21 protein-coding genes are annotated in these 26,446 nt (G+C 51.2%); all 21 read left to right on the top strand.

Translation table 11 applies throughout. The annotated features are described in order from the left end of the window. Positions 1-146 precede the first annotated feature (146 nt). The 21 genes from ACGG9R_RS05625 to ACGG9R_RS05525 all read left to right on the top strand — a co-directional run bounded on the left by ACGG9R_RS05625 (position 147) and on the right by ACGG9R_RS05525 (position 26,400). Positions 147-887 (top strand): hypothetical protein, encoded by a 741-nt coding sequence (locus ACGG9R_RS05625; RefSeq protein WP_390152519.1) that lies wholly within the window; start codon positions 147-149, stop codon positions 885-887. 114 nt (positions 888-1,001) lie between these two features. Then, entirely contained in the window at positions 1,002-1,247 is a 246-nt protein-coding gene (locus tag ACGG9R_RS05620) for a hypothetical protein (RefSeq protein WP_390152516.1), read from the top strand. Between the two features lie 125 nt (positions 1,248-1,372). Next, positions 1,373-1,813, top strand: coding sequence for a hypothetical protein (locus ACGG9R_RS05615; RefSeq protein WP_390152513.1), 441 nt, complete (start codon positions 1,373-1,375; stop codon positions 1,811-1,813). 59 nt (positions 1,814-1,872) lie between these two features. Continuing rightward, on the top strand, positions 1,873-2,373 hold the full coding sequence (locus tag ACGG9R_RS05610) for a single-stranded DNA-binding protein (protein WP_390152510.1): 501 nt from the start codon (positions 1,873-1,875) through the stop codon (positions 2,371-2,373). A 105-nt stretch (positions 2,374-2,478) separates the two neighbouring features. Next, positions 2,479-2,769: a hypothetical protein gene (locus tag ACGG9R_RS05605; RefSeq protein ID WP_390152507.1), complete on the top strand. Its 291-nt coding sequence runs from the start codon at positions 2,479-2,481 to the stop codon at positions 2,767-2,769. Further along, entirely contained in the window at positions 2,766-3,011 is a 246-nt protein-coding gene (locus tag ACGG9R_RS05600; protein WP_390152504.1) for a hypothetical protein, read from the top strand. The genes ACGG9R_RS05605 and ACGG9R_RS05600 overlap by 4 nt, the downstream gene beginning before the upstream one ends. A gap of 125 nt (positions 3,012-3,136) precedes the next feature. Next, positions 3,137-3,610: a helix-turn-helix domain-containing protein gene (locus ACGG9R_RS05595; protein WP_390152501.1), complete on the top strand. Its 474-nt coding sequence runs from the start codon at positions 3,137-3,139 to the stop codon at positions 3,608-3,610. Beyond that, entirely contained in the window at positions 3,588-5,003 is a 1,416-nt protein-coding gene (locus ACGG9R_RS05590; protein ID WP_390152498.1) for a terminase, read from the top strand. The genes ACGG9R_RS05595 and ACGG9R_RS05590 overlap by 23 nt, the downstream gene beginning before the upstream one ends. 11 nt (positions 5,004-5,014) lie before the next feature. Beyond that, entirely contained in the window at positions 5,015-5,215 is a 201-nt protein-coding gene (locus ACGG9R_RS05585) for a hypothetical protein (protein WP_390152495.1), read from the top strand. Continuing rightward, positions 5,212-6,990, top strand: coding sequence for a portal protein (locus ACGG9R_RS05580; protein ID WP_390152492.1), 1,779 nt, complete (start codon positions 5,212-5,214; stop codon positions 6,988-6,990). Before ACGG9R_RS05585 ends, ACGG9R_RS05580 begins: the two co-directional genes overlap by 4 nt. Further along, positions 6,987-7,337: a hypothetical protein gene (locus tag ACGG9R_RS05575; RefSeq protein ID WP_390152489.1), complete on the top strand. Its 351-nt coding sequence runs from the start codon at positions 6,987-6,989 to the stop codon at positions 7,335-7,337. The genes ACGG9R_RS05580 and ACGG9R_RS05575 overlap by 4 nt, the downstream gene beginning before the upstream one ends. 2 nt (positions 7,338-7,339) lie before the next feature. Next, positions 7,340-7,996, top strand: coding sequence for a hypothetical protein (locus tag ACGG9R_RS05570; protein WP_390152486.1), 657 nt, complete (start codon positions 7,340-7,342; stop codon positions 7,994-7,996). Positions 7,997-8,007: 11 nt separating this feature from the next. After that, positions 8,008-9,024: a major capsid protein gene (locus ACGG9R_RS05565; protein WP_390152483.1), complete on the top strand. Its 1,017-nt coding sequence runs from the start codon at positions 8,008-8,010 to the stop codon at positions 9,022-9,024. Between the two features lie 10 nt (positions 9,025-9,034). Then, positions 9,035-9,376, top strand: coding sequence for a hypothetical protein (locus tag ACGG9R_RS05560; RefSeq protein WP_390152481.1), 342 nt, complete (start codon positions 9,035-9,037; stop codon positions 9,374-9,376). Further along, the gene (locus ACGG9R_RS05555; RefSeq protein WP_390152478.1) at positions 9,373-9,525 is read left to right on the top strand and encodes a hypothetical protein; all 153 of its coding nucleotides are present in this window, start codon (positions 9,373-9,375) and stop codon (positions 9,523-9,525) included. Before ACGG9R_RS05560 ends, ACGG9R_RS05555 begins: the two co-directional genes overlap by 4 nt. A gap of 8 nt (positions 9,526-9,533) precedes the next feature. Beyond that, positions 9,534-10,145 (top strand): hypothetical protein, encoded by a 612-nt coding sequence (locus tag ACGG9R_RS05550; RefSeq protein ID WP_390152475.1) that lies wholly within the window; start codon positions 9,534-9,536, stop codon positions 10,143-10,145. A 2-nt stretch (positions 10,146-10,147) separates the two neighbouring features. Further along, positions 10,148-12,862 carry a hypothetical protein gene (locus tag ACGG9R_RS05545; protein WP_390152472.1) on the top strand — a complete coding sequence of 905 codons (2,715 nt, stop codon included), beginning with the start codon at positions 10,148-10,150 and terminating at the stop codon, positions 12,860-12,862. Continuing rightward, complete coding sequence (locus ACGG9R_RS05540; protein WP_390152469.1) at positions 12,855-13,325, top strand: phage protein Gp13 family protein; 471 nt, start codon at positions 12,855-12,857, stop codon at positions 13,323-13,325. The genes ACGG9R_RS05545 and ACGG9R_RS05540 overlap by 8 nt, the downstream gene beginning before the upstream one ends. A 2-nt stretch (positions 13,326-13,327) precedes the next feature. Continuing rightward, a complete protein-coding gene (locus ACGG9R_RS05535; protein WP_390152466.1) occupies positions 13,328-14,014 on the top strand; it encodes a hypothetical protein in 687 nt (228 codons plus the stop codon). A 3-nt stretch (positions 14,015-14,017) separates the two neighbouring features. Beyond that, a complete protein-coding gene (locus ACGG9R_RS05530) occupies positions 14,018-16,273 on the top strand; it encodes a hypothetical protein (RefSeq protein ID WP_390152463.1) in 2,256 nt (751 codons plus the stop codon). A gap of 11 nt (positions 16,274-16,284) precedes the next feature. Continuing rightward, the gene (locus tag ACGG9R_RS05525; RefSeq protein WP_390152460.1) at positions 16,285-26,400 is read left to right on the top strand and encodes a hypothetical protein; all 10,116 of its coding nucleotides are present in this window, start codon (positions 16,285-16,287) and stop codon (positions 26,398-26,400) included. Positions 26,401-26,446: the final 46 nt, after the last annotated feature.

The raw sequence follows: 26,446 nt of genomic DNA, 5'->3' as shown, positions 1-26,446 counted from the left end.
AACAGGCGGCGAAGGGTGAAAGATAAATTCACATTTTTCTATATGAGAGTATATCACGCCCTTCATAAAAAGTCAAGAAAAGCAAGGCACAAAGGGGATTTTCCGTCCCCTTTGCCCCCTTGTTAAGGCTATTATTTGGAGGACCGATGCCGTATCGAAAACGTATTTTCACCTACCCGGGAGGAAGGGTAGAAGAGAAGTATTACACCTGCCGTCTGGGAGGGAAGAAGACCCGGATCAAGAATTTCAACAAGACCCCGGAAGCCGTGGCCAAAGTGAATGCAAGAAGAGCAGTGAGGCACCTGAAGGAATTGATCCTCACCAATTTCAAGCAGGGAGACCAGTACATCACCTTGACCTATGCCAAAGAACCCAAAGACTATGAGGAGGCCATCCGCTATCTCACGAACTACATCAAGAGACTCCGGAGACGCTACCAGAAAGCCGGACAGGAGCTGCGCTACATCTACACCACGGAATACAGGGGAAAAAGAATTCATCACCACATCCTTGTGAACAAAGTCCTGGAACAGCAGGAACTTCGAAATGCATGGGGACACTCCAAACTAAGCGCCTATGACATCATCGAATACCAAGGAGAAGAAAGAGACGCCAAGAAACTTTCCGCCTACTTCACGAAAGAGTCCAATATCACGGTAAGGGAAGGAAAGCAGAAAGTGAGATACGTCGCCTCCAGAAACCTTAAGAAGCCAGAAGTCCGTTATCAGACGATCCAGTCAAAAAAGTGGAGAGAAAGACCAACCGCTAAAAAAGGCTTCACCCTGATAGACGTCACGAACACCTACACCGAGTGGGGATATCCCATGCAGATCGCAAGGTATGTAGAAATTCCCAAGGAGAAAAAGCGAGGGAGAAAAAATGAGTAAGATCTGTCCCGGGTGCGGTGCCATCTTCCGAGCGAAAGGAGGAGAAAAATATTGCAAAACATGCATGAAAAAGGGAGTCACATGGGGGATCGAATGAGAAAGCACGATGCACGCATGATCATTCAAAGAATCGTAGCCGGAGCATTTCGAGGCACCAGGAAAGCCTTCAAAGCCAAGGAACTTGAGACAAAAAGGAAAGACCATCCGGAGCACCATCTCTACTGGTGCAGGAGAGAACCCATCAACCAAAGACGGAAAATCGAGATCGAATTTTGGACCGGGTGGTATCTCTGCCTGCATAGCGGATACTTCTGGGAACAAGTATTCAAAGAAGCCGAAGAAAGAGAGAAAGCAGAATGACAGAAGAAGAGAATCTGAGAGAGCTAGACAAGCGCCTAAGAAACCAAATTCAAAACCTGCTCGAGAGTAAAGAGGGCAGAAACCTGTGGGAAGGATCCATTTAGTTCCGAAGCGTTCAAGCAAGCATGAATAGTATCTCTATCGGGTACGTCGATGCCACGGGTGAGAAAACGCTCACATGCGATGAGCAGCCCAGAGAAGAGTTCAGGATAGCCATGCAGGCAATGAGCTTTTATTATTCCGACATGGCAGAAAACTACGGAGTGCGGATGCCGCTGCAGGCATTTTTCGCGGTGGACAAAGTAGTACCGAAGCGGGATAAGAAATCCGGGGCGCTGAAAGGGGTTCGGCTGAGCGGGAGGTTCCACATCAAGGATAGCGCTGCCACGCAGCGGTTCAGCACGATCGAAGACATCACTCCGACCGATAACGTGCTCCGCATCATGAGGAAAATCTATGATGAAGCAGCGCTTTACATCAGCGGCGAGCGGAGAGAAGAAAACCTTTTTAAAACGAGCCGGGATGGTGAGCAGGAGTCAAGCGATGAGCGGGCAAATGAAGAATGATAGATTTTTCGATTTTCCGCGAATTGAATTAAATTGAATTGGATTGAAAGGAGAAAAAATTGAACAGCGTAGAAATATCCGGGAACCTCGCAAGAGACCCAGTCGTCAGATCCACCAAGACAGGGAGAGCTGTGGCATCATTTACCGTCGCCTCCAGTCGCCTCTATGTTTCGCAGAATGGCGAGCAAAAGGAACAGACCGCATGGATCAATGTCGTTGCCTGGGGAGCCATCGCGGAAAGAGTGGCCAACTTCTGTAAGAAGGGAACCTTCGTCTACGTCCATGGCAGCCTGAATACCAGATCCTACGATGACGACAGCGGCCAGAGGCACTGGATCATGGAAGTCGTAGCAGACATCGTAGCCGATCCGAAATGGGGAGAGGGCGCAGCGTCATCCGGAGGAAGCTATTCCGGCGGATATAGCAAGGGATCCGGCGGCGCTTCCAATGGCTATGGAAACAATTCCGGCGGGTTTAACCAGTTTGGTCCTTCCAAACCGGAGCAGCGAGAAGAGAGCATGTTCCCTGCGAAAGGGCCGCAGGAAGACATACCATTTTAGGTAAAGGAGAATGATTGAAGAAAATCCATAAGTGGTAAGTATTAGAGGGGGATCAAAGTGAATAGGCAGGAAAGAAGAAGGCTAGGCGTCAAAAAGAAGGATCCCATGGTTTCCATCAAACAATCAGACGTTAATGCAATGAAACAAGAAGCCACCAAGAAAGGCTGCGAGCTGGCCTTTAACTTGATGCTTGCTATTCCGGCTATGGTCATCCATGACAAGTTCGGAAGCCTGATGAAAAAAGATGGCAGAGTGGAAAAGTTCGTAGACCTCTGCATGGAGCAGTACAAGTGCTATGAAGAGGGATACGTCGGCTTAGAGGAGCTTGCCAAGCTGCTTAAGGACGAAGCAGGAGTCAAAATCAAAGGATGGGAGGCAGAAGAAATCAAGAGATGACCATCGAAGAGAGAGCGGAAGCCCTGGCAAGGAAAGATTTCAATCAACTGAATATTCCGGAAACAGTGAAAAAGAGATCACTACGCAAAAGATGCCAGGGCAAGACGCTAGTCTTCGAAGCAGGAGAACGTGGGATCCTTGTGAGATACTTCATGCGCTGCCGTGGAAAGCACATATCCATGAAGCGCATTGTGACAAACTTCCACGATGAAGAATTTGACAATTCTTCCAAATCATCGTAAGATAGTCATGAAATCTCCAGCAGATTTTCGGCATCCGTAAGGAGCCGGTACCTTTTACCCGCATATATCTCGCGGGCAACGATAAAAGATACCGGCTCCTTTTTGCGTTTTTAGGGGGGGAGAGCATGGCCAAAGGGAAATGGGAGAAGTGGACAGAGCCGGATCAGCTCTTGATTTTAGGCGCGTGGGCACGTGATGGGCTGACCGACGAAGACATAGCGCACAACATTGGCATTTCCCGCTCCACCCTGAAAGAGTGGAAGAAAAAGATTCCGGCCATATCGGCCACCCTAAATACTAATAAGGCAATAGCCGATATCCGGGTAGAGAATGCCCTCTTCAAAAAAGCGATCGGCTGCACCGTCAAGGAGAAAGTCATCTCCAAAATCAAAAACCCGGACGGCACAGTCACAGAAACAGAGAGAATAGTGGAAAGAGAGCTGCCTCCGGATACAACGGCCGGGATCTTCTGGCTGAAGAACCGGAAACCGAAAGACTGGAGAGACAAGCAGGAAGTCGAGCTTTCCGGAAACGTAGGCATGACAGACGCGCTGAAGAAAGCGAGGGAACGAGTGAATGAACACCGAAATAGTAAGTGACCTTGCCGGACTGGCGAAAGACCCCCTCAGTTTCGTCTACTGGGCTTTCCCATGGGGTGAAGGACTCCTTACCCATCAGGACGGCCCCGAAGCCTGGCAGAAGGAAATACTGGGCCATATAGGCGAAAACGTATCCCCGGACAAAGTCATTCAGGAAGCCGTCGCCTCAGGCCACGGTATCGGGAAATCTGCTTTGGTATCATGGCTGATCCTATGGGCGATCTCCACCCATGAGAATACCCGCGGCGTCGTCACCGCCAACACCGAGACACAGCTCCTCACGAAGACATGGCCGGAACTCATGAAGTGGCATGCCATGTTCCTCGCAAGAGATTTATTCAAAGTCACCGCCACTTCCATATTCGCAGCCGAAGACGGCAAAGAAAAGAACTGGCGTATCGACGCCATCCCGTGGTCCGTAGCCAACCCGGAAGCCTTCGCGGGCTTGCACAACCAAGGAAATAGGACCATTCTCATCTTCGACGAAGCCTCTGCTATAGACGATAAAATCTGGGAAGTCGCGGAAGGCGCACTAAACGACGCTAATACAGAAAGACTTTGGTGCGCCTTCGGAAACCCGACGAGAAACACCGGAAGATTCTACGACTGCTTCCACAAATTCCGTCCCTACTGGCATACCATGCAGGTAGATTCCAGATCCGTCAGATTTTCAGACAAAGCAAAGATCTCCCAATGGGAAGAAGCCTATGGAGCGGACAGCGACTTCTTCAAAGTCCGAGTCACCGGCGAATTCCCGGACGCCTCCGATTTACAGTTCATCCCATTAGGCCTCGTCAAGAAAGCAGCGCAAAGGAACCTGCATGAGGGGCAATACAAATTCGCCCCCTGTGTCATAGGCGTAGACCCCGCATGGTCCGGCGGCGACGCCACCTCCATCTACCTACGTCAGGGGCTCTACACCAAGAAACTGGCGAGGATCCTCAAGAACACCAACGACATGACCATAGCCAACATGATCGCCCGTTTCGAAGATCAGTATCACGCAGCAGCCGTCAATATCGATTTAGGATACGGGACCGGCATCTACTCCGCTGGCACCACCATGGGGAGAGCTTGGAACCTTATCTCCTTTGCGGGTTCCTCCCCCGATCCGTCATGCGTCAACATGCGTGCCTACATGTGGTTTGCTATGAAGAAATGGTTCCAGACCGGCGGCGTCATCGAAGCCGACCAGACTTTAATAGACGACCTCACCCATGTGGAAATCAAACCAACAATGGACGGCCGCATTCAGCTCAGGTCCAAAGACGAAATGAAAAAAGAAGGCATCCCGTCGCCAAATGACGCCGACGCCTTAGCACTGACCTTTGCCGTCCCTGTCGTCAACCGGAAAAGGAACGGAAAAGCCAACACCAACTACCAGTTATTCTGAAAGGAGACACCATGTGCGGAAACCCATTTAAATCCCCAAAAGTTCCGGCGGCGCAGAAAGTCGATCCGACCGTCACCGACGTAACCAATTCTCAGGTATCAGACAACGACGGGGACACCGAAGCCAGCAAGAGAAAGAAAAGGCAGGGATTCGCAGCCACACGTCTAGCGACGCTGCTGAGTAATGCAGGAAGCAAGGACACCTTAGGATGAATACCATCTTAGCCAGCGCCATGCCACCGGAAACCCTTCCGGCGGATGGACAGAACATCAGAGCACCGGACAAGCACGCCGCCCTGTCACGAATCAAGCTCCTGAAGAACAAAAGAAACCCCTATATCGAACGATGGAAAGCCATCAGAGACTACGAGCTCCCCTTCTTAGGAGAATTCGACGATACCAACGACGAAACAGATAAAGGCAGAAGACGCGACCTTGCTATCAGCAACGGCGTTGCATGGCTCGCCAATCAGGCCTTCGCAGCCGGTATCATGTCAGGGCTTACACCGCCTTCCCGGCAGTGGTTCAAGTTCGGTTTCTCCTCGGATCAGGAAAACATAGAAGCTGAGAGACTTCTTGATGAACGGCAGGCCATCGTAGAAGCCGTGCTGCACAGATCCAACTTCTACAACACCATCCACGCCTGCTACACAGAGCTTCCCTTCGGGCAGGCGCCTATCGCTGTATTCCCATCACCAGAGAGCGGCGTCCGCTTCCAGGCATTCACCATTGGTTCCTACTACATCGATACATCAGCAGGGAACCGCATCAATACATTTGCCCGGAAAATCAAAATGAACGCCGACCAGATCGTGCAGCAGTTTGGGAAAGACCATTTGCCAAGGAACGTACAAGACGCTTTCAGCACCCCATCAAGGCGCTATGATATGGCCTTCGACGTGTGGTGGCTCGTCATGCCTAATGACAGCAAAAGGAATGGCCCATCGAATAAGGACATGCCATTTGTCTCTCTCTACTGGGTAGACGGGCAGGACCCCAATGAAAACGGCGGCTTCCTCTATACCGGCGGCTTTGAAGAATGCCCCGTATTGGTGGCCAGATACCAGGTCACAGGAAACGACTCCTACGGGAAAGGGCCCGGATGGTACGCCGAAGGCGATGCCAAGTCCCTGCAGATCATGAAGAAAGACTTCTTGACTGCGATTGAACTTACCGTCAAGCCGCCTTTGACCATGGATGCCAGCACCTATCAGAGCGGCGTCAACTGCTATCCGGGCGGCGTCACCGTCACCAATACCCAGATGGGAGGGCAGGGCGTCGTTCCCCTGTTCCAGGCGCCAACCAACCTGCAATGGATGGCACAGGAAATCCAGAGACTTGAAGACACCATCAAGAGGACCTATAGCGCCGACCTCTTCCTCATGCTCGAATCCATCGATACCCCGCAGATGACAGCGAGAGAAGTCATGGAACGCCAGCAGGAAAAGCTGCAGCAGTTAGGTCCTGTCGTCGAAAGGCTCCAGGATGAATTCTTAACACCCATCATCGAACGGGTTTACAACATCCTTGAGAGAAACAACATCTTCCCACCCATTCCGGATGAGCTCGCAGCCGAACTCTCCGAAGCCGACGTGAAGATTGAATACATTTCTCCGCTTGCCCAGGCACAGAAGATGAGTGGCCTTGTGAACATTGAACAGGCCCTCGCCTTCGTAGGACAAATGGCGCAGCTCTATCCAGAGTCCCTGAAGATGGTAGATCCCTTAGGCACCGTCAAGAAATACTTCGAACTCTTAGGCGCTCCGGCGGCCATGCAGAGAAGCACAGAAGAAGCCCAGCAGCTGATCCAGCAGGAACAGCAGGCCATGATGCAGCAGGAAGAAGAGCAGAAACAGCTCGCACAGGCGCAGGCACTGGCCCCTGTCGCACAGGCAGCCAAGAACCTATCTGACGCCGCGCAGAACGGGAACCCCGCTCTGCAGAACTTATTGGGCGTCAACGGGCCAGGAGGACCATCCGTATTATGAAACACGCCATCATAGATCCAAATTCCAGAGACGCCCGCTGGCAGAAATACTTTCAGCAGTGCCAGAAAGACAAAGATAAAGACGCCATCCAGAAAGTCGTCAAGACCGAAGAAGGAAGGTGGATCCTTTCCAGGATCCTAAACATGAGCGGACTCAACACCAGCTCCTACACAGGGAATGCCGAGACCTATTTCCGCGAAGGAAGAAGAGAAGTCGGCATCGAAATCACCAACCTGATCCTTGACACCCTAGGCCTTGAAGAAGGACATAAGTCGCTGCAGGCGATTGACAAAGATTTCATAGACTTCAAGATCCGGCAGAACCGGATATTCAACAAGGAGGACTGAATATGGATACCCAGAACAATAACATGAACACTGGAACCGATCAGCAGACACCACAGAACACACCGACAGACAATCAGCAGAACCCACAGGGCGCAGAAGCCCAGGGAAACCAGAACCAGCAGACACCGCAGGACAACAATCCATCCGGCGGCACCCTGTTATCAGGAGCAGGGAAAGCCACAGGTGCTCCGGACACCTATGACTTTACTGCATCCCTTCCGGATGGGATGGAACTCGACCAGGACACCGCCGACTCCTTCGGCGAACTCGCACGAGGCATGAACCTCACCAATGACCAGGCAAACGAACTGGCCAAATTTGGCTATGACTGGGCGGGCAAAGTCGGGGAAGCCTACCAGAAGGCGCAGCAGGAAGAGGCAGACGCTAACGCCGCTGCAGCCATGAAAGAACTGGGCAAAGACTTTGAACCCACAGTCGCAAGAGCCGGGGTCCTCATGAACTACCTTGAAAGGCAGATCCCCGGCATCCGAGACTCCTTCGCAGGATCCGCTGTATTCTCATCCCTTCCCATGCTGAAAGCCTTCGCCCTCCTTGGCGATCTGATTTCCGAAGACGGCGGAATCAAGACCAATACAGCAGCCGCCACCAAAGAAGACAATCCATACCCCAATACCGATTGGGAATCGTTAAAAAGATAAGGAGATAAACCATGGCAACCATTGGAAACCTTGCACTCAATTTCAATGACCTCCGAAAGCGTCAGGCACCAGACGGCACCATTGATCACATCATCGAAGTATTAAAACAGTCCAACCCCATCATGGACGACATCAAGTGGAAACAGGGCAATCTGCCGACCGGCAACCAGACCACGCAGAGAACCTCCATCCCGACACCGTCCCTCCGCGCCATCAATAAAGGCGTGCAGCCGACCAAGTCCAGCACCAAACAGGTAAGAGACACCTGCTGCATTTTGGAAGCCCGCTCCCGCGTCGACATCGAACTCCTTCAGCTCGAACCCGATCCGCAGGCATTCCGCCGCTCTGAAGACGACGCGCATATCGAAGGCTTTTCTGAAAAAGTCGCCAGCATGATCTTCTACGGCGACTCCGACAAGAACCTCGACGAATTCAACGGCTTCGCGAAACGCTACGACCACTTTGGCGGTAAAAAAGGAGAATACTCCTACCAGGTCAGAGACGCAGGCGGCAAGACCGATGGCGCACTTTCCTCCGTCTGGCTTATCGGATGGAGCAACAGCGTTTCCGGCATTTACCCGAAGTACGGCTACGCAGGCCTTAAGATGAGAGACCTTGGCGAACGAACGGTAGAAGATGCAGACGGTGGATCCTATCAGGCGTTAGAATCCCTATTCACATGGAAGCCGGGCCTCATGGTGGCGGATCCCCGCATGGTAGCAGCCGTCAGAAACATCGATACCGCTACTCTCCTCAAAGCCACCGACGCGCAGAAGAAGAGCTTCATGGATCAGCTCATTTATGCGAAGAACTCCCTCAGAAGAATCCAGGGCGAAAACATGAAGCTGGGTATCTACGTATCCGAGAAAGTCTACGACTTCCTCGAATCCTACCTCATGGACAAGAACCACGTTCACGTTACCCGTCAGGACTTCGCAAACGGCACCTCTGTACTCGCCCTCTTCGGCATCCCGGTATACAAGGAAGACGCCCTGAAGGATACCGAATCCCTCATTACAGAAGCATAAGGAGGACACCATGATCTACGACAAAGAAAACGCATTCATTTTCGATAAAGACGTATCCACCACGCCGGACGTCATCACAAACGGCATGGGAGGGAACGCAGGCGATGAACTCTTCCTCGCTGCCAAATTCGCCTCTCCACTTACGGCGGCCGCCGTGATCACACTGAAGACGGCAGACAGCGCCGCTTTGGATAGTGCGGCCACCCTCTGCACACTGACCATCCCGGTAGGTGCACAGAAAGGATTTATCAGAGTCCCCTACGGTGCAAAGAAATTCTACGGCATCTCCGTTACCGGCCCTACCAGCGGCAAGTGTACCATCGCCCTCACACTGGACAGCGAGCTTGAATGAAAGAGATACATATTAACGAGATCGGGAAAGGAAAGCTCGAAGACCTTTCGCCCAATGAGCTCCGCGCCCTCTGCTGGAAAGAGGGCATAGAGCTCAAAGGGGACATAAAGACCAAGAAACAGCTCATCGATCTCATCAAGAAACATTAGGAGAAATCATGTACAGCACAGATATCTGCAACATCGCCCTCTCCTCAATTGGACAGGGGCGCATCGACTCTATTGACGAAGACAGCGAGGCGGCGCGCCAGTGCAAACTCTACTATGAACTCACAAGAAAAAACCTTCTTTCTTCATTCCGCTGGGGCTTCGCGGAAAGATCGGGAAAACTCGCACTAGTAGACACCACCGTCCCGAAATGGGAATTTGCCTATGCACTGCCAGAGAAATGCCTAGTCGTCCGCCAGCTCTACAACAAGACCGGCGACATCATTGAAACGGATGAATCTGCCAAAGATGATACCTATCACGAGTTTCAGATCGCTCTCATGAACGAGAGTCAGAGGATCATCATGGCAGACATCGAAGATGCGTGGATGGACTACACCGCAGATATCACAAACGCTGAACTTTTCGATTCCTCCTTTGCCGAAGCCCTGGTCCACAAATTAGCAAGTCACATTGCCATGCCATTAAGCGGCAGCCAGAACATGGCACAGTCACAGTACCAGCTCTACCAGATTGCCATCCAGCAGGCCATGTACACCTCTGCGATCCAGAACCACCACAAGCCTTCTTACCCCACCAAGTACTTTGACGCAAGGAGGTAACGATGAAAGAAACCATCTATCTCATGCAGTCATCCTTTGCAACCGGCGAAGTTTCCCCTGAAGTTGCCAGCCGCATAGATATGGAGAAATACCAGGCCGCTTTGATGCAGGCTGAGAACTGCTATATCAGACCTTATGGCGCTGTATACAAAAGGCCCGGATCGATCTATTGCGGCATGGCCAAGAAGAATAAAGTTCGTCTGATTGAATTCAAGTCTACTGTGAACCATGCCTTTCTCCTAGAAGTAGGAGAAGGGTATATCCGCATCTGGAAGGACGGAAAATTTACCAATCAGGAAATCGTGACCCCTTACCAGGAATCCGAACTTCCTAAGCTCCGCACCTGTCAGAGCGCCGACATCATGTACATCGCCTCCGGCACCCATCCCGTCATGCAGCTCAAACACTATTCTGACATCGACTGGCGCTTCGAAGAAATGGTGATGAATAGTCAGTACTTCGATGAGTCCTTAACCGTTAGTAACAACGTGGTAGACCAGATATGGAATAAAGCCGGAACATACGCATGGGAATGCCACAAGACAGGGAACTATGCTGTGACCGTAGCGGGCGGCGGTGGCGGCGGAGCCAATACCGTGAGCCACTACAGAGACAGCAGACACAAAGAGGACGGAAGTATGGTAGCAGCTGCCGGCGGTATCGGCGGGAATGGTGCTGCTGTATCACAGACTGTCTACCTCAAAGAAAATACCACTTACACCATCACCGTAGGGGACGGGGGAGGAAAAGGATCCCCGGGAAATTCCGGCGGAAATTCCACAGCCTTCGGACTCACCGCGCAGGGGGGCGGCGGGGGACAACTGGGTACATTCACCGGCCAAGCTAGGGTAACAGGAAGACCGCACAAACACTACACCGTATATACGGGGCATGCGGGTGAAGCAGGCATCTCCTACGGCAATGGCGGGCAGGGAAGTCATAACAAAGGGAATCCAGGATGGGTGGCCGTCAAATCCATGGATGAGCCCACCCTGACTGTCTCCGGAATATCTGGAGAAGTCACTCTTTCGTCCGACAAATCATTCTTTTCCTCTGATATGAAAGGCATGTGGATAAAGATTTCTCAAGACATCGCTTCCAAGTCCGTCACCGCCAGCGGGGCCATGACCACAGATCCCATACCGGTAGGAAACGGATGGAAGATCATCACCCATGGCACATGGACGGGGCAGGTGGTCATCCAGAAATCCACGAATGGCGGCGAATGGAAAGACTTCAGAACCTACAAATCAAATGACGACAACAACGTCAGCGAATCCGGCACCGTCGATGAAGCAGACAATGTCAGAATGAGACTTGTCACCACTGCCGGTAAAGCCGATCTCACATCGACCGCCTACACCAAGTCCGGTATCATTCAGATCGAAACTGTGAATTCAGCAACCAGCGCCACATGCCTTGTGAAAAAAGTCATTGGTCAGGCGGGGAAAGTCGACAGCTACTCCTTCGGCGCATGGAATGAAAAATACGGCTATCCAAGGACCGTGGGATTCTTCCAAGATAGATTGATTTTTGCCGGGACGAAGACGCAGCCATACGTCCTATGGATGAGCAAGACGGGAGACTACAACAATTTCTCCGTCGAAAAAGCCTCCGGCACCGTGACAGACGACAGTGCCATCTGCCTTTCCTTTATTTCCCGTCAGCAGGCGGAGATCAAGCACATCTGCCCGGCAAGCGACCTCTTCGTCTTGACCGACTCCAATGAATGGATCGTTTCCGGCGGCAGCACCGTCACACCGTCCAAATGCACCAACAAGGCACAGACCTTCCGCGGATGCACGGAAGTCGAACCTATCTCCATCGGAAGCCGTCTGATCTACGTGCAGAAACGGTCCCAGACCGTGCGAGACATGGCCTACTCTTTCGAGACCGATTCCTACGACGGCATGGACCTTACCCTTTTGGCCAAGCACCTTTTGAGAGGAAAGACCATCGTAGACGCTGCCTACATGCAGGATCCCGACTCCAGACTGTATTTCGTCCGTTCCGACGGGGAAATCATCTGCCTCGCCTACATCAATGAGCAGAAAGTCTATGCATGGTCCCATATCATCACAAAAGGGAAGTATCTTTCCGTCTGCACCGTGGCAGCCGAAGAGACCGACGAAGTCTACACCGCCGTCGAAAGAAACGGTAAAACCTATATCGAGAAGATGGAAACAGACAAAGACTCCCAAGATCCGAAAGACTACATCATGACCGACTGCTCTAAAGTCCTCACCTTTGATGAGCCTGACGATGCAGCGTCAGTAGACTGGATCACCGGGACAGTTTCCGTATTGGCAGACGGGAAATTCTTCGAAGACGTAGAAATCAAAGAAGGAACAGTGACACTTCCCACAAAAGTTTCCTACATGATCATCGGCTACCCCTACCGGATGACCATCGAACTGCCTAACGTAGAAATCCAGGCACAGAACGGCACCATGCAGGGAAGATATAAAAACGTCCGCACCGTTTCCCTAAGACTGCTGCACACCTTAGGCGGCAGTATCGGAAACGGCGTAGGAAGAAATGACACCATCAAGTACGAGGAGCTCTCCGATCAGAAGATCCGCCTCTACACAGGAGATAAAGAAATCACCATACCCAACCAGGGCGTAGAGAAGAACGGGCGAGTCATCATCACCTCTTCCGATCCCTACCCTTTCTATCTGGCAGCATTGATCAGAGGAGTGATCGTCAGTGAATAACAGCTACTACGGCGTGGACATCCGCACCATCGACAGCCTTGCCATGGCCGACCTTTTATCCCAGATCCTCGCGGGAAACATGCGAAAAGAAGACAGAGAAGAATTAGAAGCCCAGGGGCGCATGCCTTATGGCGGCCTCTATGAAAGCATGACAACTTCCATAGAAGCCTACTATGCCATTCATGAGAACATGCCGCTCGCTGCCTTCGGAATCGGCCTATGCCCGGAGGGATGCTCCATCTGGATGCTCGGAACTACTATGTGCGAGCGCCACAAGAAAGCCCTGGTCGCCTGCATGCAAGACTACATCAAGGACAGCTTGAAGAAATACAAAGTCCTTACCAATTACATTTCCAAAGACAACACCAAAGCCCTCCGTGTCATTAAAAAGATGGGAGCCGCCTTTGGGGAAGAAGTAGAAACGGGCGGGAAAACCTTCGTCCGCTTCACATTAAAGGAGTAACTATGTGCAGCGTATCCGCCGCCCTGATCGGCTTAACCGCCGCGCAGGGCATCACATCCATGGCCTCTGCCCATCAGCAGGCCAAAGCACAGTCTGCTTATTACAATTCTCAGGCAGAAGCCGCAGAGCAGAACGCGAGAATCGCAGACAAACAGAGAGAGCAGATTTCTGACCAGTACCTGCAGAAGCAGCAGCAGCTTGACGCCAGAAGACGATTAGTCATTGGCCAGCATGCGGCAGAAGCAGGAGCAAGCGGCCTCACAAGCTCCGGATCCGTGCAGGACATGGACGCATCAGCTATCGACAAATGGAGAAATTCATCCATGAATCTTTTAGGCAATCAGAGAAATGACACCAAGAGCGCCTACATCAATCAAGTGAACTATATCAATCAGGCAAACAGCGCAAGAGCTGCTGCCTACAATGCAAGGCAGCAGGGGAAGCAGGCCATGTTTGGCACACTTCTTTCCACGGCTGCTTCCATCTACGGCGCAGCCAAGACCTACGGGAATGCGACGGCAGCTAAACAGTCAGCCTCCGGCGGACTTCACCACCAGGCGGCTATGAGCGGAATGCCGGAGACCATGACAGATCAGGTATATGCCATGAATCAGTACAAGCCGCAGAAACTTTCCTTGACCAAGAGTCCCTACTCATGGCTAGGCGGTGGCTTCAAGATCGGGAGGTAAAGCATGAAACTCTCTCAATTTTCAGGGGATATCAATAAGAACATCATGCAAGGGAAGATCATCCCGACCACGACACTAGAAAGCGCAGGAGGGAATACCGCAGGACTTACCACCTTAGGGAAGGCTGCAGGTGCCGTATCGGACATGCTGGGAAAGGTATGGCTGAAAGACCAGAATGATAAAATCTTTGACGCCAAGAACGACTACGAGCAGCGCATCAATTCCCTTATGGACGATGAGAACACCGGCCTTTTCAATACCCATCAGGGCAAGGCTGCCGAGAACCTGCAGAAAGACTACACCGACCAGGAACAGAAGATTTATCAGCAGGTATTACAAGACCACGGCCTCTCCTCCGACTATGCAGTCAGAGCCTTTGGGGAGCAGAGAGCCCAGTCGCAAACCTCTAACCTTCGCATGATCGACAAGTACCAGCGAAAGCAGATGGAAGACTACGCAGGAAATCAGATTTCCTTGATGACCAGCAACATGGTGAACCAGTCTGTCAAAGACCCCGACTCCCTCATCACGAACTTCGGAAGCTGGGAGAAGAATACCACTGCCATTCTGGCAGGCCTCAGCATGGATAGCGCAGCTATTGACGTCAAAATGAAAGCGCTGAAGGACGATAAAGCCAAAGAGATCATGCAGTCCTATCTCACCACTGGTGACTACAGCGCGGGCCTCAATGCCATCGCCTACATGAAATCACAGGGAATAGACGAACCGACACTCAAGGCTTACAAAGACCAGTTCCTTCAGAAGAAAATGACGCGAGAAATTAAAAGCAGCGCCGAAGACTACGTCAAAGGAAACGGACTGAACCTCACTACCATGACATGGAAACAGTTCCGGGATGCATGGAGGAAAGACCACCCGACGCCGGTCCCTCAAGGGAAAGGCAGCGTCACGGGAAATCAGATCGCGGAATTTGCCAGAAACAACTACACCGAAGGCGATCAGTGGATGGGCAGCGTCACCAAAGATCCCACGATCCAGTGCGATTCCTGGACCGCCGACGTCTACGCCAAAACAGGCCTTTTCCCGGACGGGACGATCACACACGGCGCCGACTTCGGGAAAGCCTACCATGAAGCGGGCGACGGCTATGAACCACAGCCCGGGGACTTCATTGACGGGGAAAAGCACGTCGGCATTTATTTAGGAAACGGCCAGTACATGGCCAGAAACTCCTCCGGCGGTATTCACATCGGGAGCATGGGCGAGTGGAATGAATGGTTCGGGAAACCGATCGGCTATGGATCCGTGGCAGAAGCCAGAGGAGAAGCCCCTGACGACATGTCAAATGAAGAACGCGCCGAGCTGCAGGACAAGAGCGACGCCGCCTTAAAGCAGCAGTACGCTGAGATCCGTTCCAACCAGGTGGCCTACATCCAGAGTCAGGTGCGGAACATCACCAAAGGCATACTGGAAATGGAGCAGAACGGCTCCACACCCGGCCAGGCGTATGAGTACGCCGCGGATATTGTGAACAACGATCCCTTGCTGAAAGACTCTTCGGCGGGGATTACACTCTTAGGCCGTCTGATGAATCAGAAGAGGACCTATGAAAAATCACAGAACAGAGCTGCCAATGTAGGCAGAGGACTTGATACCAGCGGCTGCCTGAAGGAGAAAGGGTTCAACGCCTTAGAAGGATTTATCGGGACGAAGATCAATTCCATCGAAGACCTAGACAACACCATCAAAGACCTGCAGGAAGAAGGCGTCTACCTCACAGCAGAACAGGACGCCAAGATTCGGAAAGATGTCATCGACTGCGGAAACGGCGTGGGGACCTTTGCCGTCAAGATCCCGGACGATGATGCCACCATTGCGGCCATGTGCTACACCAATACCTCCGCCGTCACCTCGACAGCGAAAATGCTCATTAAGAGAGAAATCATGGATTTCAAAAACGAGCAGGGGAGAGATCCTGACAATGACGAACTCCGCACCATCTACTACGATGTGATCGGGAAAGAAGGCCTCGACAGCACTGGTAAAACGAAAATCGGCGGGATTAACATTTTCGGTGTAAACCTTTTCGGGGACGACTACGAAGCTCCAACCATGAGCAAAGCACAGGCCTACAACGATCACATCAGGGAAACGTCGCAGGCCGTAGACGAAGATGGAAATCCGAATGGTTTCTACATTGACGTGGACTACGGGAACGGAAAGAGCGAGACCAAGTGGGTATCTGACGAACAGATGAGACAGATTTCCAATGGAGAATTAAGCGTATTCGATATTTGAGAGGAATCACAATGGACGAAGAAATTTTAGGAAGCGTGCTGCGTGGGATCAAGCCCAAGGACTACACACCTATCCAGGTGAGACCGACACCGGAGTTTGGCGGCATTCAGCTGACTGAAGAGCAGCAGGCCAAGAAGGATAATATGGAATCCGTCAAGGATGGAGAGATCCTGCCCTTAGGCGGCTTCACTGACACCGTAGAAGCCCAGTGGGAATCTGCCAAAGATCTCGTCAGATCCACCGACGTATACAAGAACCTTTTCGGAAACAGCGCACCGGATGATAACCGCCTCGAACAGTCTGAGAAATTAGGAAGCGTGCTAGGCATCGCCCCGCAACTGATCGCCTCCGATCCGGACATGTACAAGGCAGCTGTTACCACCTATGAGAGACAGAGGAACGCGGCCGCGCTGAACAACCAGCCGTTTTCTGCCAAAACCCTGAATGAACTGTACCCGGAACTCGACACGGAAGACCCCGTGGCCACCACCATCGCCCTGAAGGACTATACCAACATCCTAAAGAACCGAGAAGCAGCGGCGCAAGGCGTGGCGGTTTATGCCATGCCGGAAAGCAAGCTGAACGACATTTCAAATGTCATCGGCTATCTCTATGACACCGGTACCCATTTTGCGAGCACCGCCTACGAAGCCGGGCAGGCACTCGACGCACAGAGCGAACTCATGTACAAAGCTTCCATCGGGGAAATCTCTGATGAAGAAGTAGAGAAAGCCATCCCTGGACTCATGAATGCGCAGAAAGCATATAACGCAGAAATCGGGGACTCCTACGTGGCCAAGATTGTAGGGGAAACCATTTCCCAGCTTTCCATGCAGAAGAATATGATCATGCGCGGCGCAGCAGAAATCCTCGCGCCGATCGCCCCAGTGGCGCAGCCCATCTTTGCTGCCACAAAAACGAACCTGCCGCAGGTTGCCACCTTAGGCGCTGCATCCGCGGCTACTGCCGTGGGAGCGACAGGCGCTGTGGCAGGAGCCGCCGTCACAGGAGCGGCCGCACTGGCAGGCCTTCTTACCTTAGGAACAGCCTCCGTATTCGTGGGCACCTACCGGGCAGAAGCCGGACAGGCGTATTGGGATTGGCGCACCAAAAAGGATAAAAACGGAAAATCTGTTTATACCCGAGAGCAGGCCATCGGTCACGCCAAGAGAGTCGGCGTGATCAATGCAGCCATTGAAACCGGCGCATGGGAGCTCGCCCTCAAGGGCATCACCAGAGTCTGGGGGAACGACGCAGCCAAAGCCGTGATCAAGAACGAAGCCGCTATGAAGAAACTGATCGGAGCAGGGAGAGCTGCCGTAGGAGCCAAAGCCATTGGATATGGGGCGAAACAGTTCGCTAAAGTAGCGGCGCCTGAGATTGCAGAAGAAGGGCTGCAGTCCCTCTCTTCCGATCTCGACACACGTTTCTTCGGAAAAGAAAAAGTCCCCGTAAGAGAAATGATGGGGAATGCCGTAGAAGCCATGATAGAAGCCGTCCCTTCCGTCGTCGGCATGTCCATCGGCGGGGCTGCCTTGGCAGGTGCAGGGGCTCATAGAGCCATGAAGAGAATTAGCGGCCTGTCAGAAATGAAAGAAGCAGTCGTGGAATTCAAGCGCGAGAAGGAAAAATCCATGCTGCAGAAGCTGCTGGATCTTCGTTCCGAATCTTCCCTTTATAAAAAAGCGCCCGAAACCTACCGAAAGACACTGCAGAGCCAGCTCGATCATACCGGATCCGGCACGCTTTACATTGACGCACAGGCAGCGGCCGAAAACGAAAAGACCCACGATGCCTTGAACAAGCTCGTAGAAGATGGCACGATCACCGCTAAAGAATTAGATGACGCCATCAAGACAGGCAAGCCCTTAGAGGTAGAAACCGGGAAATACATGCAGACCGCCGCCCCCGAAACCCATGAAGCCCTTTCCGACTACACCACCATGGACAAAGGAGAAAAAACGATCCATGCCATCCGGGAAGAACGCCAGCGCATGAAAGACATGATCGACATTGTCACCATGACACGCGAAAAAAGAGAAGCGGCCGCTGCAGAAAAAATCTTGAACGACCACTTCTCCGATGATACCGATATTGGAAGAGAAGATAGGGACACCGCAAGAGAAATTCTTTCCGGCGGCTTAGATCATATCGAAGACACATGCAAGACCATCCTCCAGGAAGCCAAAGACGCATGGGGAAAGCTGACCGGCGTCAAAGAACTCCAGGACTACATGGAACGGAGAAAGACACAGGACGCCAACACATCCAATGAAAAAGGCGTCGATATGTTCGACGTCGGGGAAGGGAAAGATCGGGTACATCTCAGAGTTTCCAAGAACCCAGATTGGTATCAGGATTTTTACGGGGCATACGGAAGAGCACCAAACCAGCGTGAACTCTATGATATCGCCCAAGAGAAAATCATTGCCGAGAATGATAAAGGTGATGACGAATCGAAAGCTGCCATTGCAGAGATCGAAGAAGCCAAGAAGAGAGTCGAGTCCATCGAGAGAGTGAGTGAGACGCTGAAATCCTTAAACAAAGAAGATCTCATCGCCCAGACACTGCTGGATCCCGAGACCTATGAAGAAGCCTACAAGCCGCTTCTTGAAGAAATCAAGGCAGCGGGAAACGGCGCTGTCACCAAAGCCGCGAGAGACTCCGCTTTAATCCTGGCAAAGCTCGCAGAGAACTTCCATAAGAACTACGGCGTGCCATTGAAATTGGCCATGATTGCCGCTGGTGAAGTCAGTCCGGAGACCGCGCATCAGCTGAACCAGTCCGCCATCGAGAACGAACTGCAGCTTGTGAAAGAGAAATACTGGAATACTGATGAATGGATGAAAGCCCCAGATGGTACACCGACAAAGCTGACCGAGCACCAGTGGCTGATTGCCCATAGCGAAACTTTCAAGAAATGGTTTGGGAATTGGGGAACGGTAGAGAAATACAACAGACTAATACATAGCAAACCTGTAGAGTGCAATAGAACAACATTCAGAGGGGCATCTGCCAAAGAAATCGGAAAAGCCGCAAAAGAATTGTATAGAGCCCTATTCCCTGTCTCAAGAGCAGGCGGCAAGCGGGACGAGCCTGCTGTTATTAGAAACAGAGATGGGGAATACATTAGAATGCCGGTCAGCGCTGCCAAAGAATTAGTGAGGCATTCAGCTCAAAATAGCACACTGCAGCTCATACCGAATCTAAAAGAGCTAATCGCCAAGTCTGTATTCCTGTATGAAGATGCAAAAGATCCAGACAGAGTCAAAAAGCTAAATCAGAGCACTGTTTCATACAGATACTATGGGATGAAAATTAAGCTCGATGGAAAAGAATGCTTTGCAAGAATCGTAGTAAGAGAAGAGGCCAATGGGAGAAAGTATTTCTATGATGGAGACATTACGGAAATAAAAAAGAACCCCGCCCAGACTGGGGGTCCCGATTCCAAAAACGGGGTACAGTCTGAGGGAGTTCTCTTTACTCATAGTATACAGGAATGGCTGGTAAAAGTCAAAGAAACTACCGATAAAATCGGGGGAAATGGAGAAGTCCTGCCGAGTGTTGTAAACGACTTCGAAGAGAGCAGCACCTATCACCAAATGGCTGAAGAATATGCCCATGACGTTCTATCGGGCAAGTTGACAAAGAAGGGCATGGCCGAGCGACAGCTGGACGCAGATGAGAAATCCTTCGCAGATAGCGTAGATCGTTTCATTGCCGGTAAAGAAAAGTCGCCCATGGTTCGCGTGATGACAACGCCTCTCGTGCTGAAACTAACCGGAGCTGAAGTCCTTCCTGTGGAAATCGCCAAGACAGATCTTGAGAAAATCCTGAACGGAAAGCATGCAGGAGACATGACACCGGAGATCATGAAGCAGCTGCCGAGGGCGCTTACAAATCCAATCATGATCTTTAAGTCATATACAGGACCGAACGGAGAGGAACGCCGAGTGGTGGTGGTAGACCTCAAAGATAACAACGGGGCGACCATCGTCGTTCCTTTTGAACTCAAGGCAACGAATACAGAAAGACGGTATATCGTAAATCGGATAGCAAGCGTATACGGGAAAACGGGGAAGAGGACGAGAACGCCATCCTATGAATGGTTTGGCAGACAATTAGAAAATGGAAACTTGCTCTATGCCAATAGAAAAAAGGCTATCAACGAAATTCTCCAGAGAAGCCCTAATTGGCCCATACCCGAAGAAAAAGTCGATAACCTTTTATCTGCTCCTAATGTAGCAAATGAAGAAGACCTTGTCAAGCTGAAAAGCGAAAATCCCACCTACTACCAGACAGCTGCAGACAAAGACCTCGTCGTCTATCACAATGTTTCTACTGGCAAATTGAGAGAAGCCATCAAGCTGGGCGGGCTCCCGATGCCGTCCCTCGCCATCACGAAGAGGGATATCTCATTCGGGGACTTTGGGGAGATCACGCTGATCGGGGATAAGGGCATGGTAGACCCACGGAAGTCTAGGGCGAACGAAGTCTTTTCCAGAGATGCCTATACCGTGAGAAAACCGGTGGTGAGTTATGAAGAACCGGCGAAGATAGATATCGATACTTTTCACAAGAAGTACGAAGAGACAAGAAAGTTCCTCAAAAAGAATAGTATTGACGTAGGCGAAATTAACTTTTCCTTCTACCATGGGGAAGAGTCTCTTGCGGCAATGGAAAATAATATTGCAATTAAATACTACTACGTTAAGAACGTTTTAAAGAAAGACATCCCGATAAAAGAGCGGACAGTCACGCCTCCAGTAAGAGGTGAAAGGATTTTCAAGGAGTATCCAGAACTTATTCATGCGCTTAAATCTTCTAAGGTAAAGAAAGGTGATTTTTCGGAAGTAGACCAAGCGGCTCGACCGTACTTTGACGAAATGAGACAAGATATCGCCATGGGAAAGGGACTAGTGGGACGCTCTAAGCGAGTATTGGCTAAGTGGACGACGAACGGAAATATCAATGAGGAGGGAGTAAAAGAGCTCCTTTTACGGCTTTCTGCATACGAGGAAGATAAGAAAAAGAAACCCTACAAAGAGGTGGACAGACAAGATTTCGTAAAGGATTTACGTAAGACCATCGAAGAGGCAGGCATAGAGAGATTCACGGCGTTCGTCCGTTCCGAATTCGATAGCCTCTATAAAGACAGGTATCTTTGGGACAACGGGAAGAAATACGCGTTCAACATTGACAATATTGTCAAGCTGATGAAAAAATACCGCGGCACAAACAACGAAGGACCAGGCGGTATTAACTACGGTTTCAACAGCTTGCTTGCTTTCCTTTCCAAAAAGTTCACGTCAATTAGGGATATCAAAAACCATGAATCACTCCTTGCGCCGAACAAGAAAGAACTCGCCAGGTACAAGAAGGCGGAAGACATGTACAATCGCCTGATAGACGAAGCAGCTGAGCTCCGCGGCAGTTACGGCATGGATTTAGACATGGATCTGGCTGAGCTCATGAAGGACACGAGAGATGGGAAGAAAGAACTGCACGGATTTCCGGAAGATAAGAAATTCCTTCAGCACATCGAAGATTTTCTGAGAGAAGCGGACAAGGTAACGACGGACTACTTCGAAGCCAAGCCAGCTAGGAAGGTGACGTTCGACGAATTCTCCGGGGCCGTTATACCGAAGGACACACCGAAAGGAACCGTGGATTTTCTAAAAGCGCAGGGAATCGAAGTTGCGGAATACGATCCAGACGTCGAAGGCGATCGAGATGCCAAAACGAAAGAATTAGGGCAGCTGCTGAACGTATATTTCCAAAACAAATACCAGGGCTCCTACGACAGAAACGCCAACGTCATTGAGCTTTTCGACGGTGCGAATGAATCTACAGTCATCCATGAAGGCGCTCATATGTTCCTTTCTATGCTTGAGAACATGAGTCAGATGAGCGAAGAGAATGTCGCCACCTACTTCAACGGGGATACGGCGAAAGCACGCGCTGCATTGAAGAGCATGCAGGGCGATCTCTCTACCATTCGTTCATGGGCCGCCTTTTCCGAAGATCACCTCTCTGAGTACAAGGGGACTATTTTAGAGAAGGAATTCACCAAGTATGCCGAAGACATCAGAGCGGGGAAGGCCGGCGCCATGGAACGCTGGATGCAGGAACGCTTTGCCAGGGGATTTGAGAAATACCTCATGGAAGGGAGCGCCCCCACCAAAGAAATGAGGGGCGTCTTCCGGCGGTTCAAGAAATGGCTGACCGACATCTACAAGACAACAAAGAATTTAGGAAACGTAGAGCTTACACCTGAAATCAAAGACATCTTCGATCGCATGATTTCCACAGAAGACGAGATCAACGCATGGGCAGCGCAGCGAAAGCTCGAAGCCATCGACAAGACCGTCAACGTGAACCAGTCCGAACTGGGCAACCTCAAGGCATGGGCTGAGAGCGTCAAGGACAAAGCTCTGGAGAAAGCCATGAGTTACTACCTTCATATGGTGAGAGAAGAAGCCATCGAAAACTTCAAAGCCTCCATTTCTTCTGAAGAAGAGAGAACCAGCTTCATCGAGTCTCTGGGAGAAGAGAATGAGATCTATCAGATCGAGACCATTTACAACTCCGACACATTCCCTACAAAGAAAGACCGTGACGAATTTCTCCAAATGGCCGGGTTCACAGAAAAAGATCTGAAAGAGAAGCTGAGAGCTGCTGGCGGAACTACGGAAGAACGGTGGACCAAGCACATCGAAGAGATGGTGCAGCACTATCGGGAAGAAGCATTAAACCCGGAAGCCATCAAGGGCATGGCCGAAGAAATTCTTCGATCCCCGGAAGGCATGGCCAAGAAGTCTCGCATCGAAGCCATGCTGCTTGAAAAGAAAGTTTCTGCTTACATCCATCTCGTCAATTCTATGCAGATGGAACTCAAACGGTCCAAAGACAAGAAAAAGACCGCGAGAGAAATTCGCAAGCGATTGGGACTTGTTTCCGAAAAAGAAACAACAGAGGTCGACAAGCAGACAGATGTGATTGCCAAGTCGGAAGATAAGATCGCAAAGCTGGAGAAACAGAAGAAGCTGCTAAAAGAGCAGCTTGAAAAAGCGAAAGCAGAAGCTGCAGCAGCCAAGGGCGAGAACCAGTCAAGAAAGGAATCACAGACCATTCTGGAAGGAAACATGCGAGCCCTTGAGGCCGAGCTTGAGAAGGAACGCGCCCAAAGAGCAAAGGCCGACAGCACCACAAAAGACGCAGAACTCACCGCTGCTGATCTTGCGGTGCAACTCCAGACTATGGTAGACGGGCTCAAAGAATCTAGGGATGCTATGCGCTTCAACATGAAGGAAATCAAAGAGGATGCCAGAAATACATTAGGCGGCGAGAAACTCTCTCACGCCACCAGCTGGCGATGGTGGGAGAATAAGGCGCAGATTGCAGAAGCCCGCGCCATGAAAGCGGCCGCAGGCAATGACTGGGAAGGCGCTGCTTATTGGAAACGTGAGCAGGCGCAGTGCCTCACCATGGCCAAGTTCGCTAGGGCAAACGAAGAAGAAATCCGTCGCACCCTTCATGGCGGAGGCGGGAAAGTCACCACCTCCCTCCTCAACGAAAACGGCATGGAACGCTATGGGATCTTGGGTATTCTGAACCGCATCTCAAGGACGGATAAACCAGTCCTGATGAAAGACGATGCCCGTTACTTCGTGCAGCACATGGCATACGTCTTAGGCCTCACGAAGAAAGACGGCATCTTGCCTATTGACGAGAGCGGGCAGGAGAGACCATTCAACTGGCGCTGGCTGGCCATCGAGATGAATCCGATGCAGGCCATGGACAATGAAAGCTACTTCGCTGAAGACATCATCCCGGGATGGATGAGAAGCGCCTTCGACGGTTCAAGTCCTATGAAGCTGAAAGACCTCACCATGGATCAGTTCCGAGAAATGGCTAAAGTCATGAAGGCTGTCTACAAATTGGGCCGAAGAGAATACGAAGGGAATACATTAGGCACCTCTTTCGATGACGCGGCACAAAAGATCCACGATGAGATTTTAGACAACTGGACGCACCGCGTGGCCACTCCGGGGCTCAAGAACCAGACAGCCACTAGCCTGGACAGGCTGGGGACAAAAATCCACAGCCTCATCAAGGACATCACACTTCCTGAAATTCTGATCGAACGACTGGGAAAGTCTGCTGCCGAGTATTTCTATAAACCCATAGACAAGGCGGCCGCCCACTTGAGAGAGTTGAAGAGCGAAGCCAGAGTCACCTTCAGAAAGAATTTCGCGATCTACTCCAGAAAAGAATGGACAACGATCCGAAGCAAGAAGCTATACACTGTAGGTCTCGACGAGCGCGGTAAACCCGTTTCCTACACCAAGGAGCAGCTCCTCGCCATGGCTTTAAACTTTGGCACCAAGTCCAACAGGGAACGGCTCATAGAGACATTATGGTTGAGCGATACCTTGAACACCGATGAGAAAACCGTCCTTGATATGCTCGATAAGAACCTCACTGATAAGGACTGGGACTTCGTAGAAAGCGTATGGGAGCACCTTAATTCTTACTGGGGCGAGAGAAACAAAGTCCAGAATGATCTCTACGGCACGCCCCTAGGGAAAGTTCAGGGCGAAGATTTCACGCTGAAGTCGGGACGTGTCATCCATGGCGCGTACTATAGAATCAAGTACGATCCATTAAGCAGCACGAAGACCAGCAACTTCACCACGACTGACATCGCAAAGATAGACATGCAGAACATTTCCTCCTTCTCCTTAGGTATGGGGAGCACCAAGCAACGTGCGGGAGCTTCCGGCGGGCAGAAGCTCCGCCTCGACCTCGACGTATATGTAGAGGCTGTCAATGAAGCCATGCAGCACATCGCCATGCGAGAAGCCACCGTAGACGTCTACAAACTCCTCAACAGGAAAGAAGTCGTCACCGCGATCGAAAACACCGCAGGCCCGGAAACCCTTTCTCTGCTGCAGGGATGGGCCAAGGACTGCTGGCACTCATCGATCAAGGATATGAGCGAATGGGACTCCGCTTTGGGAAGAGCCCGGCGGCGTTTCAACTTCGCTACCATGGGCTTCAGATTCTCCACGGCTTTACTGAATATCGGGAACATCACCGGCATGATGGAACGGATGGGAGCAGCCAATGCCCTAAAGGCCGTCGGAGATTTCTATTTCCATGGAAACATCGTAGAGCAGCGGCGATTTATTCAAAGCAAGTCCACCATGATGAGAGACCGTCAGGCCACCATCGATAGGGATATGTACATGCAGGACAGATTGCCGGTAGGGAAGAACGAGTCCGAGTTCCGCTCCAAGATCGAGCACGGGAAGTATGGGGTCGATACCTTAAACTCCAAGGCCTACTGGCTGATCCAGGCGACAGATGAAATGTTTTCCTTGCCAGAATGGTTATTCACTTACAAGAGAGCCATGGCCGCTATGGAAATCGAAGGCAAGCTCAATAGAGACGAGATGGACGCAGAAGCCGTGAGACTTGCCGACAAAGCCGTGAGAGAGACTTTCGGATCCAATGAGACCAAAGACCAGACCAGCTTTATTAGGAAGAACGGAATTCTTGCACAGATGACCACCTTCTATAGCTACACGAACCTTGTCACGAACCAGTTTATCCGCGCAGGGTACACCTTCTACGACAAGAAAGACATAAAACCGCTGATAGCTGCCACGTGGTATTGGTGGATCTTAGGAGCCTTAGTAGAAACCGTACTGAGAGAAAGCGGCGATGACTCCGATGACGAAGAGAAGTGGAAGAAGAAATTCCTTCATGTCATCGCCTCCGGCGGCCCCATTGGCGGCGTCCCTCTTGCAAGAGAAGCCGTCCCGTGGACAGTAGATTTCTTTACCGGGAAATCCTTCGGATCCGCAGCCCCAGACGCTCCCTTCTTCGACACCCTAAAGCATATGGAAAACTTCATCAAAGCGGCCAAGAAAGGCGACCTGATCGAGATGGGGAGAGGAGCCACCAAAGCCATCACAAGGACATCCATACCCGTCCCGGATACCATCACAGATGCCTTCTGGAACTTCATGCGAATGGCCTGCACAGATACTGAATTCACCATGTGGGATTGGTTCAGGAAATCCCTTTGGGACAAAACACTCAAGGAGAAGAAAAAATGATCGAACGATTTTATTATCGGCTGATTGGTTGCCATCCGTAGAAGTG

Origin of the sequence: Dialister sp. i34-0019-2H8, assembly GCF_042846925.1 — a bacterium.
In the GTDB taxonomy this organism is placed as follows: Bacteria; Bacillota; Negativicutes; order Veillonellales; family Dialisteraceae; genus Dialister.
The sequence above is the reverse complement of the archived record's forward strand: the minus strand, read 5'-3'. Positions and strand labels throughout refer to the sequence as shown.

Bases quoted from the DNA above. Each gene is read 5' to 3' on its own strand.
- ACGG9R_RS05625 (WP_390152519.1), top strand. From the start codon at position 147: ATGCCGTATCGAAAACGTATTTTCACCTACCCGGGAGGAAGGGTAGAA.
- ACGG9R_RS05620 (WP_390152516.1), top strand. From the start codon at position 1,002: ATGATCATTCAAAGAATCGTAGCCGGAGCATTTCGAGGCACCAGGAAA.
- ACGG9R_RS05615 (WP_390152513.1), top strand. From the start codon at position 1,373: ATGAATAGTATCTCTATCGGGTACGTCGATGCCACGGGTGAGAAAACG.
- ACGG9R_RS05605 (WP_390152507.1), top strand. From the start codon at position 2,479: ATGGTTTCCATCAAACAATCAGACGTTAATGCAATGAAACAAGAAGCC.
- ACGG9R_RS05600 (WP_390152504.1), top strand. From the start codon at position 2,766: ATGACCATCGAAGAGAGAGCGGAAGCCCTGGCAAGGAAAGATTTCAAT.
- ACGG9R_RS05595 (WP_390152501.1), top strand. From the start codon at position 3,137: ATGGCCAAAGGGAAATGGGAGAAGTGGACAGAGCCGGATCAGCTCTTG.
- ACGG9R_RS05590 (WP_390152498.1), top strand. From the start codon at position 3,588: ATGAACACCGAAATAGTAAGTGACCTTGCCGGACTGGCGAAAGACCCC.
- ACGG9R_RS05585 (WP_390152495.1), top strand. From the start codon at position 5,015: ATGTGCGGAAACCCATTTAAATCCCCAAAAGTTCCGGCGGCGCAGAAA.
- ACGG9R_RS05580 (WP_390152492.1), top strand. From the start codon at position 5,212: ATGAATACCATCTTAGCCAGCGCCATGCCACCGGAAACCCTTCCGGCG.
- ACGG9R_RS05575 (WP_390152489.1), top strand. From the start codon at position 6,987: ATGAAACACGCCATCATAGATCCAAATTCCAGAGACGCCCGCTGGCAG.
- ACGG9R_RS05570 (WP_390152486.1), top strand. From the start codon at position 7,340: ATGGATACCCAGAACAATAACATGAACACTGGAACCGATCAGCAGACA.
- ACGG9R_RS05565 (WP_390152483.1), top strand. From the start codon at position 8,008: ATGGCAACCATTGGAAACCTTGCACTCAATTTCAATGACCTCCGAAAG.
- ACGG9R_RS05560 (WP_390152481.1), top strand. From the start codon at position 9,035: ATGATCTACGACAAAGAAAACGCATTCATTTTCGATAAAGACGTATCC.
- ACGG9R_RS05555 (WP_390152478.1), top strand. From the start codon at position 9,373: ATGAAAGAGATACATATTAACGAGATCGGGAAAGGAAAGCTCGAAGAC.
- ACGG9R_RS05550 (WP_390152475.1), top strand. From the start codon at position 9,534: ATGTACAGCACAGATATCTGCAACATCGCCCTCTCCTCAATTGGACAG.
- ACGG9R_RS05545 (WP_390152472.1), top strand. From the start codon at position 10,148: ATGAAAGAAACCATCTATCTCATGCAGTCATCCTTTGCAACCGGCGAA.
- ACGG9R_RS05535 (WP_390152466.1), top strand. From the start codon at position 13,328: ATGTGCAGCGTATCCGCCGCCCTGATCGGCTTAACCGCCGCGCAGGGC.
- ACGG9R_RS05530 (WP_390152463.1), top strand. From the start codon at position 14,018: ATGAAACTCTCTCAATTTTCAGGGGATATCAATAAGAACATCATGCAA.
- ACGG9R_RS05525 (WP_390152460.1), top strand. From the start codon at position 16,285: ATGGACGAAGAAATTTTAGGAAGCGTGCTGCGTGGGATCAAGCCCAAG.